Annotated in this window: 13 protein-coding genes; 7 read left to right on the top strand and 6 right to left on the bottom strand. The window is 69.3% G+C overall.

Going from position 1 to position 13,670, the window contains the following annotated elements; genetic code table 11:
* The first annotated feature begins 106 nt into the window (after positions 1-106).
* The 6 genes from N5D30_RS15835 (at position 107) to N5D30_RS15810 (ending at position 6,043) form a co-directional block, all read left to right on the top strand.
* Positions 107-403: a winged helix-turn-helix domain-containing protein gene (locus tag N5D30_RS15835; RefSeq protein WP_279903706.1), complete on the top strand. Its 297-nt coding sequence runs from the start codon at positions 107-109 to the stop codon at positions 401-403.
* 32 nt (positions 404-435) lie between these two features.
* Positions 436-2,271 (top strand): SLC13 family permease, encoded by a 1,836-nt coding sequence (locus N5D30_RS15830; RefSeq protein WP_279909709.1) that lies wholly within the window; start codon positions 436-438, stop codon positions 2,269-2,271.
* Between the two features lie 92 nt (positions 2,272-2,363).
* Positions 2,364-3,311, top strand: a complete 948-nt coding sequence (locus tag N5D30_RS15825) for a DUF523 and DUF1722 domain-containing protein (RefSeq protein ID WP_279909708.1) — start codon at positions 2,364-2,366, stop codon at positions 3,309-3,311.
* Entirely contained in the window at positions 3,308-4,243 is a 936-nt protein-coding gene (locus N5D30_RS15820; RefSeq protein WP_279909707.1) for a MerR family transcriptional regulator, read from the top strand. The genes N5D30_RS15825 and N5D30_RS15820 overlap by 4 nt, the downstream gene beginning before the upstream one ends.
* Positions 4,231-5,676, top strand: a complete 1,446-nt coding sequence (gene phrB / locus N5D30_RS15815) for a deoxyribodipyrimidine photo-lyase (protein ID WP_279909706.1) — start codon at positions 4,231-4,233, stop codon at positions 5,674-5,676. The genes N5D30_RS15820 and phrB overlap by 13 nt, the downstream gene beginning before the upstream one ends.
* Positions 5,677-5,737: 61 nt before the next feature.
* Complete coding sequence (locus N5D30_RS15810; protein ID WP_279909705.1) at positions 5,738-6,043, top strand: YkgJ family cysteine cluster protein; 306 nt, start codon at positions 5,738-5,740, stop codon at positions 6,041-6,043.
* A 197-nt stretch (positions 6,044-6,240) separates the two neighbouring features.
* Here the strand turns inward: N5D30_RS15810 and N5D30_RS15805 are convergent, their stop codons facing one another.
* The 6 genes from N5D30_RS15805 to hemA form a co-directional block, all read right to left on the bottom strand.
* Entirely contained in the window at positions 6,241-6,753 is a 513-nt protein-coding gene (locus N5D30_RS15805; protein ID WP_220813009.1) for an acyloxyacyl hydrolase, read from the bottom strand.
* Positions 6,754-6,859: 106 nt separating this feature from the next.
* Complete coding sequence (gene murI, locus N5D30_RS15800) at positions 6,860-7,651, bottom strand: glutamate racemase (protein WP_279909704.1); 792 nt, start codon at positions 7,649-7,651, stop codon at positions 6,860-6,862.
* Entirely contained in the window at positions 7,648-8,403 is a 756-nt protein-coding gene (locus tag N5D30_RS15795; RefSeq protein ID WP_279909703.1) for a molybdopterin-synthase adenylyltransferase MoeB, read from the bottom strand. Before N5D30_RS15795 ends, murI begins: the two co-directional genes overlap by 4 nt.
* Positions 8,400-9,230, bottom strand: a complete 831-nt coding sequence (prmC, locus tag N5D30_RS15790; RefSeq protein WP_279909702.1) for a peptide chain release factor N(5)-glutamine methyltransferase — start codon at positions 9,228-9,230, stop codon at positions 8,400-8,402. The genes N5D30_RS15795 and prmC overlap by 4 nt, the downstream gene beginning before the upstream one ends.
* Positions 9,231-9,358: 128 nt before the next feature.
* Positions 9,359-10,441, bottom strand: coding sequence for a peptide chain release factor 1 (prfA, locus tag N5D30_RS15785; RefSeq protein WP_279909701.1), 1,083 nt, complete (start codon positions 10,439-10,441; stop codon positions 9,359-9,361).
* The gene (gene hemA, locus N5D30_RS15780) at positions 10,438-11,706 is read right to left on the bottom strand and encodes a glutamyl-tRNA reductase (protein WP_220813014.1); all 1,269 of its coding nucleotides are present in this window, start codon (positions 11,704-11,706) and stop codon (positions 10,438-10,440) included. The genes prfA and hemA overlap by 4 nt, the downstream gene beginning before the upstream one ends.
* A 233-nt stretch (positions 11,707-11,939) precedes the next feature.
* Between hemA and N5D30_RS15775 the strand changes: the two genes are divergently transcribed.
* Positions 11,940-13,667, top strand: a complete 1,728-nt coding sequence (locus N5D30_RS15775) for a tetratricopeptide repeat protein (RefSeq protein ID WP_279909700.1) — start codon at positions 11,940-11,942, stop codon at positions 13,665-13,667.
* The last annotated feature ends 3 nt before the right edge of the window (positions 13,668-13,670 follow it).

The following is a 13,670-nucleotide window of genomic DNA, read 5'->3' as shown; positions in this document are numbered from 1 at the left end:
TTATACCAGATGGCCGCCGAAAACCGGCCCCCTGTCGGTGGAGCGGCCGGGCCGAGCTGATATCCTCCAGGCCCGACGGCCGCCATGCCGCTCATGGAGGATCACCATGGAAACCAGCAAGACCCGCACCAGCTTCTACCGCCGCCTCTACGTGGCCTGGCTGGTCGACAGCGGCGCGGCCGCCAGCGTACCGGCACTGATGGCCGCCACCGGCATGCCCCGGCGCACCGCCCAGGACACACTGGCGGCGCTGGCGGAACTGGACATCGACTGCGCCTTCGTCCAGCACGACGGCGAGCGCAACAACGCCGGCCACTACCTGATCCGGGACTGGGGGCCGATCGACCGGCGCTGGGTGGAGGCGCATCTGGCGCAGATCAAGGCATTGCTCGGCTACCCCTGAGACAATCGCCCGCGTTTGCCACGGGAGACAGGATGAATCCACAGTTGCTCTGGGTCCTCGCGCTGCTGCTCGGCGCCATCGCTCTGTTCGCCCTGAACAGGCCGCGCATGGACGCCGTGGGCCTGCTAGTGCTGGTCGCCCTGCCCCTGACCGGCGTGCTCGACATGGGCCAGGCCCTGTCCGGCTTCGGCGACCCCAACGTGGTGCTGATCGCCGCGCTGTTCGTGATCGGCGAGGGCCTGGTGCGCACCGGCATCGCCTACCGCCTGGGCGACTGGCTGGCCGCGCGGGCCGGCAACAGCGAGGCGCGCCTGATCGTGCTGCTGATGCTGGCGGTGGCCGGGCTCGGCTCGGTGATGAGTTCCACCGGGGTGGTCGCCATCTTCATACCGGTGGTACTCAGCGTCGCCGCGCGCCTGCGCCTGTCGCCGACCCGGCTGATGATGCCACTGGCCTTCTCCGGGCTGATCAGCGGCATGCTGACCCTGGTCGCCACGCCACCCAACCTGGTGGTGCACGCCGAGCTGTTGCGCGCCGGCCTGGACGGCTTCGGCTTCTTCGGACCGACGCCGATCGGCCTGCCGGTACTGGCCCTGGGCATCGGCTACATGCTGCTGGCGCGCCGATGGCTGGTGCGCGCGGACGCCGGAGCGGTGACCACCGAGGCGCGGCCGACCCTGGCCGAGCTGTCGCGCAACTACCGCCTGAGCGAGCGCGAGCGGCGCCTGCGGGTGCGCGCCGACTCGCCGCTGGCCGGCCAGGTGCTCGACGAACTGGAGCTGCGCAAGCAGCACGGCATCAACGTGATCGCCGTGGAACGTGAGCGGCAGTTCCGCACCCTGCTGCTGATGGCCACCGGCAGCACCCAGCTGCAGGCCGGCGACATCCTGCTGGTCGACCTGGTCAGTCCGGCCATCGGCCTGCTCGGCACCTACCGCGAGCTGGGCCTGGAGCCGGCGCCGCTCACCGCCTCCTACTACGCCCGCCACTCCCACCAGCTCGGCCTGGCCGAAGTGATCCTGCCGCCGGAGTCGCGGCTGGCCGGCAGGACGGTGCAGGAAATCGCCCTTCGCAGCCGCCACCACCTCAACCTGGTCGGCCTGCGCCGCCAGGGCAAGGCGCTCGAGGGCGTACTGGTGGACGAGCCGCTGCGTGCCGCCGACAGCCTGCTGGTGGCCGGCGAATGGAAATACATCCACCGCCTGCAGCAGCAGACCCGCGACTTCCTGGTGCTCGGCCTGCCGGTTGAAGTGGACGAGGTGGCGCCGGCCATCCGCAAGGCGCCCTACGCCCTGCTCAGCCTGGCGGTGATGATCGGCCTGATGGTCAGCGGCGCGGTGCCCAACGTGCTCGCCGCGCTGATCGGCTGCCTGCTGATGGGCGCCTTCCGCTGCATCGACCTGGACAGCGCCTACCGCGCCATCCACTGGCCGACGCTGATCCTGATCGCCGGCATGCTGCCCTTCGCCCAGGCGCTGCAGCAGACCGGCGGTGTCGACCTGGCCGTGCGCGGCCTGGTCGGCCTGCTCGGCGATGCCGGCCCCCGCGCCCTGCTCGCCTGCCTGTTCGCGCTCACCGCGGTGATCGGCCTGTTCGTCTCCAACACCGCCACCGCCGTGCTGATGGCGCCGGTGGCCATCGCCGTGGCGCAGAGCCTCGGCCTGTCGCCGCTGCCCTTCGCCATGACCGTGGCCCTGGCCGCCTCGGCTGCCTTCATGACCCCGGTTTCCTCGCCGGTGAACACCCTGGTGATGACGCCCGGCCGCTACCGCTTCAGCGACTTCGTGCGGGTCGGCGTGCCCTTCACCCTGCTGGTGATGCTGGTCGCGGTGGGGCTGGTGCCCTGGTGCTTCCCCTTCGCCCCCTGAAAACCTGTACAAGACGAACGGCCTGTACAACTTTCGCCCGGCATGCTTTCTTGTACAAGAAATCGACCTTGTACAAGTATGTGGAGGTGCACATGGGCGAACGTCTCAAGCTGGGCATCAGCGCCTGCCTGCTCGGCGAGCGGGTGCGCTACAACGGCGGGCACAAGCGCTCGACGCTGTGTACCGACATCCTCGCCGAGCACTTCGAGCTGGTGCCGGTCTGCCCGGAAATGGCCGCCGGCCTGGGCAGCCCGCGCCCGCCGATCCGCCTGGTCGGCGACCCGCACGCGCCTCGTGCCCTGATACCGCAGGAAGACGACCGCGACCTGACCGCCGCGCTGCAGGCCCAGGCCGTGCGCGCCGCCGCCCTGCCCGGCCTCAGCGGCTTCGTGCTGATGCACAGGTCGCCGTCCTGCGGGCTGCACCGGGTCAAGCTGTACCGCGACAACGGCCATCTCGCCGAGGTCGCCACCCGTGGCGTGTTCGCCGCCGCCCTGCACACCCTGCGCCCGGACCTGCCACTGGAGGACGAAGGCCGCCTGCACGACCCGGTGCTGCGCGAGAACTTCCTCAACCGGGTGTTCGTCCACGGCCGATGGCAGCGCCTGCTGAATGCCGGCCTGACCCGTCAGGGGCTGCTCGACTTCCATGCCCGGCACAAGTACCTGCTGATGGCCACCCACCCGCAGCAGCAGAAGGCGCTCGGCCGGTTGCTCGGCGACCTCGGCCGGCAGGACCTGGACGAACTCGCGCCGCGCTACTTCGACCAGCTCATGGCCGCGCTGGGCCGACACGCCACCCGAGGCACCCACAGCAACGTGCTGCAGCACCTGAGCGGCCATCTCAAACAGCAGCTCGGCGACGACGAGCGCGCCGAACTGCAGCAACTGATCGAGCAGTACCGCAGCGGGGTGATCCCGCTGGTGGTGCCACTGACCCTGCTGCGCCACCACTTCAAGCGCCATCCGGACGCCTACGTGGCCAACCAGGACTACCTGCGTCCCTATCCGGACGTTCTCGCCCTGAGGAACGCGCTATGACCTCGACGCCCCTCGACTACCCGAGCGCCCTGGCCCAGGGCTACCTGCCGATCCGCGAGGTGGCGCGCAACACCGGGGTCAACCCGGTGACCCTGCGCGCCTGGGAACGGCGCTACGGCCTGGTGGTGCCCCTGCGCACGGCCAAGGGCCACCGCCTCTACGCGCCCGAGCAGGTGCAGCGCATCCAGCAGGTGCTGACCTGGCTCAACCGGGGCGTGGCCGTCAGCCAGGTCCGCGAGCTGCTGGACCGCAGCGAGCCGCCCGAGGCGGCGCCCAGCGGGGTGTGGGACGAACTGCGCCAGGCCATGCTGCAAAGCATCGCGCGCCAGGCCGAACGCAGCCTGGACGAAGCCTTCAACCGCGCCCAGTCGCTCTACCCGCCGCCGATCATCTGCCGCCAGTTGCTGCTGCCGCTGCTCGCCGAACTGGACGGGCGCTGGCGCGAGCTGCCCTTCGGCGCGCGCCTGGAACAGGCGTTCTTCCATGCCTGGCTACGCAGCAAGCTCGGCGCCAGGCTGTACCACGACAACCGCCAGCGACAGGGTTCGCCCCTGCTGCTGGCCAGCCAGTCCGAACGGCCCCTGGAGCCCGGCCTGTGGCTGTGCGCCTGGCTGGCCGGCAGCGCCGGCTGCCCGGTGCAGGTGCTGGACCAGGCGGTGCCGGCCAACGAGCTGGTGCAGGCGGTGGACCACATCGCCCCACGCGCCCTGCTGCTGTATTCCAGCCAGGCCCTGGCGACGGCGCTGCGCCACCAGTTGCCGCGCCTGCTCGACGCCTGTGCCGTGCCGTTGCTGCTGGCGGGGCCGGCGGCAGACATCCACGCCGAGGAATTGCGCCCCGTGCATGGCCTGCACCTGGCCGCCGACCCGCTGCTAGTCGAACAGCGGCTGCGCGAACTGGGGCTGCTGGAGGAAACCCCATGCGCCAACTGATGTGGCTGCGCAGCGACCTGCGCGTGGCGGACAACAGCGCGCTGGCCGCCGCCATGGCCACCGGCCCCACCCTCGCCGTGTACCTGATCAGCCCCGGGCAGTGGCACGAACACGACGACGCGCCGTGCAAGGTCGACTTCTGGCTGCGCAACCTGGCCGAGCTGCGCCCGCGCCTGGCGTCGCTCAACGTGCCGTTGCTGATCCGTACCGCGCCGCATTGGCGTGACGCGCCCGGGGTGCTCGCCGAACTGTGCCGCAAGCACGACATCGCCGGGGTTTGGGTCAACGAGGAATACGGCATCAACGAACAGGCCCGCGACCAGGCGGTGGAGCACGAGCTGAGCCGTCACGGCGTGGCCTTCCACCGCTGGCTGGACCAGCTGTTCTTCCGCCCCGGCAGCGTACTGACCAAGTCCGGCGGCTACTTCCAGGTGTTCAGCCAGTTCCGCAAGGTCTGCTACCAGCGCCTGCACACCGCCCTGCCCGCCCTGGTGCCGTTGCCGTCCCGGCAGCAGCCGCTGGATATCGCCAGCGATGCCATCCCCGGTGAGGTCGAGGGCTTCGCAACGCCAGACGCCGAGCTGCGTGAACACTGGCCGTCCGGCGAGGAGGCCGCGCTCGAGCGCCTGGCCCTGTTCGCCGACGAGATGCTGGGCGACTACGAACGGAGCCGCGACCTGCCGGCGGTGGACGGCACCAGCCGCCTCTCGCCCTACCTGGCCACCGGCGTGCTGTCGCAGCGCCAGTGCCTGCACGCCGCGCTGCGCGGCAACCGGGGCGAGTTCGAGACCGGCAACCCCGGCGCCGTCGCCTGGATCAACGAGCTGCTCTGGCGCGAGTTCTACAAGCACATCCTGGTCGGCTACCCGCGCGTCTCGCGGCACCGCGCCTTCCGCCCGGAGACCGAGGCCGTGCCCTGGCGTCACGCGCCGGACGAGCTGGAAGCCTGGCAGCAGGGCCGCACCGGCATCCCCCTGATCGACGCGGCGATGCGCCAACTGCTGGCGACCGGCTGGATGCACAACCGCCTGCGCATGGTGGTGGCGATGTTCCTGACCAAGAACCTGCTGATCGACTGGCGCGAGGGCGAGCGCTGGTTCATGCGCCACCTGATCGACGGCGACTTGGCGGCCAACAACGGCGGCTGGCAGTGGAGCGCTTCCACCGGCACCGACGCGGCGCCCTACTTCCGGATATTCAATCCGCTCAGCCAGTCGCGCAAATTCGACCCGGACGGCCGCTTCATCCGCCGCTGGGTGCCGGAGCTGGCGGCGTTGGACGACCGTGACATCCACGATCCGTCCGCGCGGAGTGACCTGTTCGCGGCGGCCGCATCCGACTATCCGCCGCAAATAGTCGACCTCGGCGCCTCCCGCGAGCGTGCCCTGACGGCATTCCGCGACCTGCCCCGGCGAAGAAACGACCCGGCCTGAAGCCCTGCGCGCCGACCAGCCGGCGCCCACTCAGGCACAAGCTGCCGTACACTGCGCGGCCATGAGCACCATCCCCCACCTGCAGCTCCCCACCGCAGACATCAGTTGCAGCAACTGCGCCGCCTGCTGCTGTCAGCTGGAAGTGATGCTGATCACCGATACCGGCGTACCCCAGCGCTTCATCGACACCGACGACTGGGGCGGCGAGGTGATGCGTCGCCTGGATGACGGCTGGTGCGCGGCGCTGGACCGCGACAGCATGCACTGCACCATCTATGAGGTGCGCCCGCTGATCTGCCGCGAGTTCGAGATGGGCTCGGCCGAATGCCGCGACGAACGCGGCGGTATGCCCGGCATCTACCGCTGACGAACAGGCATGAAAAAGGCTATGTCCCCGTTACGTGTTGGCGGCGCAATCCTGCTTCTGTGGGAGCGGCTGGGCGGCATTCCGATTGGCCGCGAAATTCGCGGATAAATCCGCTCCCACAAGGTGTGCAACAACTAACGGGGACACAGACATGAAAAAGCCGGGCACCCGGCCCGGCTCTTTCAGGACACCCGCATTCAGAAGCTGGTGCGGTAATGCAGGGTATAGGCTTCCACGCCATCGTTCGGCTGCTTGATGCCGGCGTTGGAATAGTGGATGGCACGAATGCCCACTTCCTGACCGGAGAAGCGCACGCCCGCACCAATGCGGTCCTCGAACTGGAAGGAGGAGCCCAGGTCGTTGCTTTCCAGCTTGGTGTTGGCGAAGGCCGCGACGCCGATACCGGCCTCGATGTAGGGCTTCACGCTGTCGCCGGCGAACTCGTAGACGAACACCGGGCTGAACGAAAGGCTGTGGTTGGTGGAGGTCTCGTCACCGTCCCAGTAGGTGTAGCCGGCGTCCCAGTAGCCGGTCAGGCGACCTACGCTGCTCTCCCACCAGCTGTTGTCCCAATCCCATTGGGCGCCCAGCCGGTAGACCATGGTCGAGTCGCCGCTCTGACCCACCGCTGCGGTGAAATCGACGGCTTGAGCGGAAAGGCTGGCCAGGCCGAGGGCTATCACGGTCGCCTGAGCAATTATCTTCTTCATGTAACCTTCCTGTTACCGAGGGGGTGATGAACGCTTTATCGCGCTGGAGTATAGAAAACTTTTGTATCAGAGAAAGATACAGCCGAAATGAAACAGTCACTTCGCCTCAAACAGGGAGCGACCGGACGTCTGCAAGTTCAGACAATAATTTCGGCAGCACCCGCTGCATGGCCGCGACGTCTCCGCTGCACCAGTAGCGGGTCGCCAGCGCCAGACCTTCGGCGCGCAGGCCATGCTGCTCCAGCAGCACTTGCAGACGCCGTGCCACCGCGGCGCCGGTGTCCACCAGGCTGACCGACTCCGGCACCATCGCGCGCAGCAGCGGCTCGATGAAGGGGTAGTGGGTGCAGCCGAGGATCAGGGTGTCGCAGCCCTCGGCCAGCAGCGGCCCGACCCATCCCTGCAGCAGCTCGCTGGTGCGCGGCGCGTCCAGCTCGCCGGCCTCGATCTGCTCGACCAGCCCCGGGCAGGGCTGGGTGATCACCCGCACGTCACTGGCGAAACGGTCCAGCAATGCGGCGAACCTGGCGCTCTTCAGCGTACCGGTGGTCGCCAGCACGCCGACCACGCCGCTGCGGGTCGCGGCCGCCGCCGGCTTCACCGCCGGCTCCATGCCGACGATGGGCAGCTCGGGATAGCGCTCGCGCAGGTCGGCCACGGCCGCCGCGGTGGCCGTGTTGCAGGCCAGCACCAGCGCCTTGGCGCCCTGCCCCAGGAGAAACTCGGCGATCTTCTGGCTACGCTCACGGATGAACTCGGGGCTCTTCTCGCCATAGGGCACGTGGCCGCTGTCGGCGACATACAGCAGCGACTCGGCCGGCAGCAACGCGCGGACCTCGCGCAGCACCGAGAGGCCGCCGACGCCGGAGTCGAACAGCCCGATCGGCGCCTCGCTCACGGCCGCCCTCCGCACACGCTGCACGCCGGATCGCGCCTGACCCGCAGCTCGCGGAAGCGCGTGCCCAGGGCGTCGACCAGCAACAGGCGGCCCACCAGCGACTCGCCGAAACCGGCCAGCAGCTTGAGCGCCTCCAGCGCCTGCAGGCTGCCGACCAGGCCCACCAGCGGGCCGACCACGCCGGCCTCGCTGCAGGTCAGCTCGGCCTCGCTGCCGTGCCCGTACAGACAGTGGTAGCAGGGGCTCGCCGCATCGCGCGGGTCGAACACCGCGAGCTGCCCTTCCAGGCGAATCGCCGCGCCGGACACCAACGGCCGCCCCGCGGCCACGCAGGCGGCATTGACCGCCTCGCGAGTGGTGAAGTTGTCGCAACAATCCAGTACCAGGTCCACCGCCGCCACGGCGGCGGCCAGGGAGTCCTCGTCCAGCGCCACGCGATGGGGCACCAGCGTGACCTGCGGATTGAGCGCGGCGAGCCGGGCTATAGCCGAATCCACCTTGGCGACGCCGACCTGGCTACCGTCGTGGATGACCTGGCGCTGCAGGTTGGTCAGGTCCACCGTGTCGAAGTCGGCCAGGTGCAGCTCGCCGACGCCGGCGGCGGCCAGGTACAGGGCCACCGGCGAGCCGAGGCCACCGAGGCCGACGATCAGCACGCGACTCCGTTTCAGGCGCAGCTGCCCGGCCACGTCGATCTGCGGCAGGAGTATCTGCCGGCTGTAGCGCAGCAGTTCGTCGTCGCTCAGGTTCATGCCGGCCACCGTCCCAGGGAAATGCGTTCGTGGCCGCCCAGGTCGCGGCGGCTCTCCACGGTGAGGAAGCCGGTGTCGCTCAGCAGCGCGCGCACCGCCTCGGCCTGATCATAGCCATGTTCCAGCAGCAGCCAGCCGCCGCCTTCCAGATGCGCGGGCGCCTCGCGGACGATCTGGCGGATGTCGTCCAGGCCATCGGCGCCGGCCACCAGCGCACTCATCGGCTCGAAGCGCACATCGCCCTCGCCCAAATGCCGGTCTTCCGCGGCGATATAGGGCGGGTTGCTGACGATCAGGCCGAAGCGCTCGCCGGCCAGCGCCTCGAACCAGCTGCTCTGGCGGAACTCGGCATTGTCCAGCTTGAGGCGCTGGCGATTGCGCTCGGCCAACGCCACCGCCTCGGCGATGCGGTCCACGCCGATCACCCTCCAGCCACCGCGCTCGCTGGCCAGAGCCAGGGCGATGGCGCCGGTGCCGGTGCCCAGGTCGAGGACGCGCAACGGCGTGGCCGGCGCCAGCTGCAGGGCGGTCTCCACCAGCAGCTCGGTATCGGGGCGGGGAATCAGGGTGTGCGGCGCGACTTCCAGGTCCAGGCTCCAGAAGCCCTGGTGGCCGAGGATGTAGGCCACCGGCTCGCCGGCGCGGCGGCGTTCGAGCATGGTAGAGAAGGCGGCGAGCCGCTCGGCATCAGGCTCGTGCTCGGGCCAGGTGCGCAGGTAGCTGCGCGGCTTGCCGAGGGCGGCGGCTAGCAGCAGCTCGGCATCCAGCCGCGCCGTCGGCGAGTCGGGCAATGCCACGCTATCGAGCAAGGATTGGATGGAGGCCATGCACGAGGTCCTATGCCTGTAGCTCCCTCTCCCCTTGGGAGAGGGCTGGGGTGAGGGTGACACAGGCAACTCGGAGCAACCTGAAATCCCTCACCCCCGGCCCCTCTCCCACAGGAGAAGGGTGCAAATCAATCGCCCAGGGCGGCCAGTTGGTCGGCCTGGTATTCCTGCAGCAGCGGTTCGATCACCTGCTCCACCGCCCCGCCGATCACTTCGTTCAACGAGTACAGGGTCAGGTTGATGCGGTGATCGGTGACCCGCCCCTGGGGGAAGTTGTAGGTGCGGATGCGCTCGGAGCGGTCGCCGGAACCCACCAGCAGCTTGCGCGTGTCGGAGATTTCCTTGTGCGCGGCGGCGTCCTGCTGGTCCTGCAGCTTGGCCGCCAGCCAGGCCATGGCCTTGGCGCGGTTCTTGTGCTGCGAGCGCTCTTCCTGGCACTCGACCACCATGCCGGTGGGAGTGTGGGTGATGCGGATCGCCGAGTCGGTCTTGTTCACGTGCTGGCCGCCGGCGCCAGAAGCACGGTAGGTGTCCACGCGCAGATCGGCCGGGTTGATCTCGATGGCCTGCTGCTCGTCCGGCTCGGGCAGCACGGCAACGGTGCAGGCCGAGGTGTGGATGCGCCCCTGGGACTCGGTCTCGGGCACGCGCTGCACGCGGTGGGCGCCGGACTCGAACTTGAGCTTGGCGTAGACGTTGTCGCCCTCGACGCGGCTGATGACTTCCTTGTAGCCGCCGTGCTCGCCGATGTTCTCGGAGAGGATCTCGACCCGCCAGCCCTGGCGTTCGGCGTAGCGCGAGTACATGCGGAACAGGTCGCCGGAGAAGATCGCCGCCTCGTCGCCGCCGGTGCCGGCGCGGATTTCCAGGAACACGTTGCGGCCGTCGTTGGGGTCCTTGGGCAGCAGCATGCGCTGCAGGCGGTCCTCCAGTTCGACCAGCGCCTCCCTGGCCTGGGCCACTTCCTCCTCGGCCATCTCGCGCAGGTCCGGGTCGCTGTCCTTGAGCAGCGCCTGGGCGCCCTCGAGGTCGTCCTGGGTCTTGCGGAATTCGCGGTAGGCGCCGATCACCGGCTCGACCTCGGCGTACTCCTTGGAGTAGGCGCGGAAGCGGGTCTGGTCGCCGATCACTTCGCCGTCGCCGAGCAGCGCGGTGAGTTCCTCGAAGCGATCGTGGAGGATGTCGAGTTTCTTCAGCAGGGAGGCTTTCATGTCTTGCTCGGGCCCTCGTCGAGGGCAAACAGTTCCTGGGCCACGGCCAGCGCTTCGAAGCGGCCGTCGGCGGAGATTTTCTTCAGCTGCACGCTGGGCGCATGCAGCAGCTTGTTGGTCAGGCCGCGGGCCAGCTGGGCCAGCACGTCCTCGGCGCTGCTGCCGTTGGCGAGCATGCGCTGGGCCTTGGCCAGTTCCTCGTCGCGCAGGCGCTCGGCCTGCTGGCGGTAGGCGCGCAGCACGTCCACCGCGGCCAGTTCGCGCAGGCGCTGCATGAAGTCGTCGGCACCGACGCTGACCAGTTCCTCGGCGGCCTGGGCGGCGCCCTGGCGGCTCTTGAGGTTTTCCTCGATGACCTCGTGCAGGTCGTCCACCGTATAGAGGTAGACATCGTCCAGCTCGCCCACTTCCGGCTCGATGTCGCGCGGCACGGCGATGTCGACCATGAACATGGGCTTGTGCTTGCGCTGCTTGAGCGCACGCTCCACCGCGCCCTTGCCGAGGATCGGCAACTGGCTGGCGGTGGAGCTGATGACGATGTCGCTGTACGCCAGCTCCTGGGGAATGTCGGCCAGCAACACGGCGTGGGCGCCGAACTGCTCGGCCAGCTGGCTGGCACGCTCCAGAGTGCGGTTGGCGACGACGATGCGCTTCACGCCCTGGTCATGCAGGTGACGGGCGACCAGGCTGATGGTCTCGCCGGCGCCGATCAGCAGGGCCTGGCTGCGCTGCAGGTCGGCGAAGATCTGCCGGGCCAGGCTGACCGCGGCGAACGCCACGGACACCGGGTTCTCGCCGATGGCGGTGTCGGTGCGCACCGTCTTGGCGGTGCTGAAGGTGGCCTGGAACAGGCGGCCCAGCAGCGGCCCGACGGTGCCGGCCTCGCGCGCCACGGCGTAGGCCGATTTCATCTGGCCGAGGATCTGCGGCTCGCCGAGCACCATGGAGTCGAGCCCCGAGGCCACCCGCATCATGTGACGCACGGCCTCGTTGTCCTGATGGATGTAGGCGCAGGCGCGCAGCTCGTCGAGGCTGAGGCGGTGATAGTCGGCGAGCCAGCGCAGCACCTCGTCGGCGGACAGCTGGTCCTGCTCCAGATACAGCTCGCTGCGGTTGCAGGTGGAGAGGATCGCCGCCTCGCGGCTGGGCGTGACGCGACACAACTGCTGCAGGGCCTCGACCAGTTGCTCGGGAGTGAAGGCCACGCGCTCGCGGACGTCCACCGAGGCGGTCTTGTGGTTGATGCCGAGGGCGAGGAAGGCCATGCAGGGTCGCTAGGGGAATTCGGGATAGCGGGCGATTGTCCTACGTCACCCAAGGGAGAACAACTATTGCGACAAATTGACCCGATAGCGGCCATGCCCCCGCTCGAAACGACCGGACCGGCCACTCCGCCAGGCCCGGCCAGACGCCCCGGCGAAACCCATGCGGCGCGGTGGGCTTGCCGCCGCCGCTTGTGTCATGATGCAGCCACGCCACGAATCGCACCTTTCCTTATATGAACAAATCCCTCGCGTTGCTGACCGCCTCCCTCCTGCTCGCCGGCTGCCAGAGCCTGGCCCCCTCGCCCGACGGCACCCCGCCGGTGGAGGACGCGGCAGCCAGCAAGGCTCCGGCGGCGCCCAAGCAATACGCCTCGTTCAGCGAGGAAACCCTGTATTCGCTGCTCGCCGCCGAACTGGCCGGCCAGCGCGATCGCTTCGACATCGCCCTCGGCAACTACGTGCAGCAGGCCAACGCCACCCAGGACCCCGGCGTGGCCGAGCGTTCCTTCCGCATCGCCGAGTACCTGGGCGCCGAGCAGGCCGCCCTGGACAGCGCGCTGATCTGGTCGAACAGCGCGCCGGACAGCGTCGACGCCCAGCGCGCTGCCGCCATCCAGCTGGCCCGCGCCGGCCGCTACGACGAATCCATGGCCTACATGGAGAAAGTGCTGCAGGGCCAGGGCGACACCCACTTCGACTTCCTCGCCCTGTCCGCCGCCGAGACCGACCCGGACACCCGCGCCGGCCTGCTGCAGAGCTTCGACCGCCTGCTGCAGAAGTACCCGGAGAACGGCCAGCTGCTGTTCGGCAAGGCACTGCTGCTGCACCAGGACGGCCGCGCCGAGGAAGCCCTCGAGCTGCTCGAAGACCACGCCGCCAGCGAGGAGGAAATCCCCCCGCTGCTGCTGCGCACCCGCCTGCTGCAGAGCCTGGATCGCGGCAAGGAAGCGCTGCCGCTGCTGAAGAGCGGCATCAAGCGCCACCCCGACGACAAGCGCGTACGCCTGGCCTACGCCCGCCAACTGGTCGAACTGGGCCGCCTGGACGACGCCCGGAGCGAGTTCGCCGGCCTGGTCCAGCAGTTCCCCGACGACGACGACCTGCGCTACTCGCTGGCGCTGGTCTCCCTGGAGGCCGAGGCCTGGGACGAGGCCGCCGTCTACCTGGAAGAACTGGTGGCGCGCGATGCCCACGTCGATGCCGCCCATTTCAACCTGGGCCGCCTCTACGAGCAGCGCGGCGATCAGGAGAGCGCGCTGGTCGAATACGGCCTGGTCGGCCCCGGTGACGACTACCTGCCGGCCCAGCTGCGCCAGACGGAGATCCTGTTCGACAGCGATCGCGCCGCCGAAGCCGGCAGCCGCCTGGCCCGCAGCCGCGAGAGCCAGCCCGACTACGCCATCCAGCTGTACCTGATCGAGTCTGAGGCCCTGGCCAACCGCCAGCGCCTGGACGAGGCGTGGAAGGTGATCGGCCACGCCCTGGCGCAGTTCCCGGGCGACACCAACCTGCTCTACACCCGCGCCATGCTGGCCGAGAAACGCGGCGACCTGGACGGCCTGGAGCGCGACCTGCGCGGCATCATCGAGCGTGAACCGGACAACGCCACCGCGCTGAACGCCCTCGGCTACACCCTGGCCGACCGCACCACCCGCTACGAGGAGGCCAGGGAGCTGATCGAGCGGGCCCACGTGCTCAACCCCGGCGACGCCGCCACTCTCGACAGCCTCGGCTGGGTCAACTACCGCCTGGGCAACCTGGACGTGGCCGAGCGCTACCTGCGCGCCGCCCTGCTCAAGTTCCCCGACCACGAGGTCGCCGCCCACCTCGGCGAAGTGCTCTGGGTCCGCGGCAAGCAGCGCGAGGCTCGCGACGTGTGGGCCAAGGCCCTCGAAGCCCAGCCCGACAGCCCCATCCTGCGCTCCACCATCCAGCGCCTGACCGGCTCGGAGAAGCTCTGACCC

Source organism: Pseudomonas sp. GD03875, assembly GCF_029840585.1.
GTDB classification, from domain to species: Bacteria; Pseudomonadota; Gammaproteobacteria; order Pseudomonadales; family Pseudomonadaceae; genus Aquipseudomonas; species Aquipseudomonas paralcaligenes.
This window is presented reverse-complemented; position numbering and strand designations above follow the sequence as displayed.

Bases quoted from the DNA above. Each gene is read 5' to 3' on its own strand.
- N5D30_RS15835 (WP_279903706.1), top strand. From the start codon at position 107: ATGGAAACCAGCAAGACCCGCACCAGCTTCTACCGCCGCCTCTACGTG.
- N5D30_RS15830 (WP_279909709.1), top strand. From the start codon at position 436: ATGAATCCACAGTTGCTCTGGGTCCTCGCGCTGCTGCTCGGCGCCATC.
- N5D30_RS15825 (WP_279909708.1), top strand. From the start codon at position 2,364: ATGGGCGAACGTCTCAAGCTGGGCATCAGCGCCTGCCTGCTCGGCGAG.
- N5D30_RS15820 (WP_279909707.1), top strand. From the start codon at position 3,308: ATGACCTCGACGCCCCTCGACTACCCGAGCGCCCTGGCCCAGGGCTAC.
- phrB (WP_279909706.1), top strand. From the start codon at position 4,231: ATGCGCCAACTGATGTGGCTGCGCAGCGACCTGCGCGTGGCGGACAAC.
- N5D30_RS15810 (WP_279909705.1), top strand. From the start codon at position 5,738: ATGAGCACCATCCCCCACCTGCAGCTCCCCACCGCAGACATCAGTTGC.
- N5D30_RS15805 (WP_220813009.1), bottom strand. From the start codon at position 6,753: ATGAAGAAGATAATTGCTCAGGCGACCGTGATAGCCCTCGGCCTGGCC.
- N5D30_RS15795 (WP_279909703.1), bottom strand. From the start codon at position 8,403: ATGAACCTGAGCGACGACGAACTGCTGCGCTACAGCCGGCAGATACTC.
- prmC (WP_279909702.1), bottom strand. From the start codon at position 9,230: ATGGCCTCCATCCAATCCTTGCTCGATAGCGTGGCATTGCCCGACTCG.
- prfA (WP_279909701.1), bottom strand. From the start codon at position 10,441: ATGAAAGCCTCCCTGCTGAAGAAACTCGACATCCTCCACGATCGCTTC.
- hemA (WP_220813014.1), bottom strand. From the start codon at position 11,706: ATGGCCTTCCTCGCCCTCGGCATCAACCACAAGACCGCCTCGGTGGAC.
- N5D30_RS15775 (WP_279909700.1), top strand. From the start codon at position 11,940: ATGAACAAATCCCTCGCGTTGCTGACCGCCTCCCTCCTGCTCGCCGGC.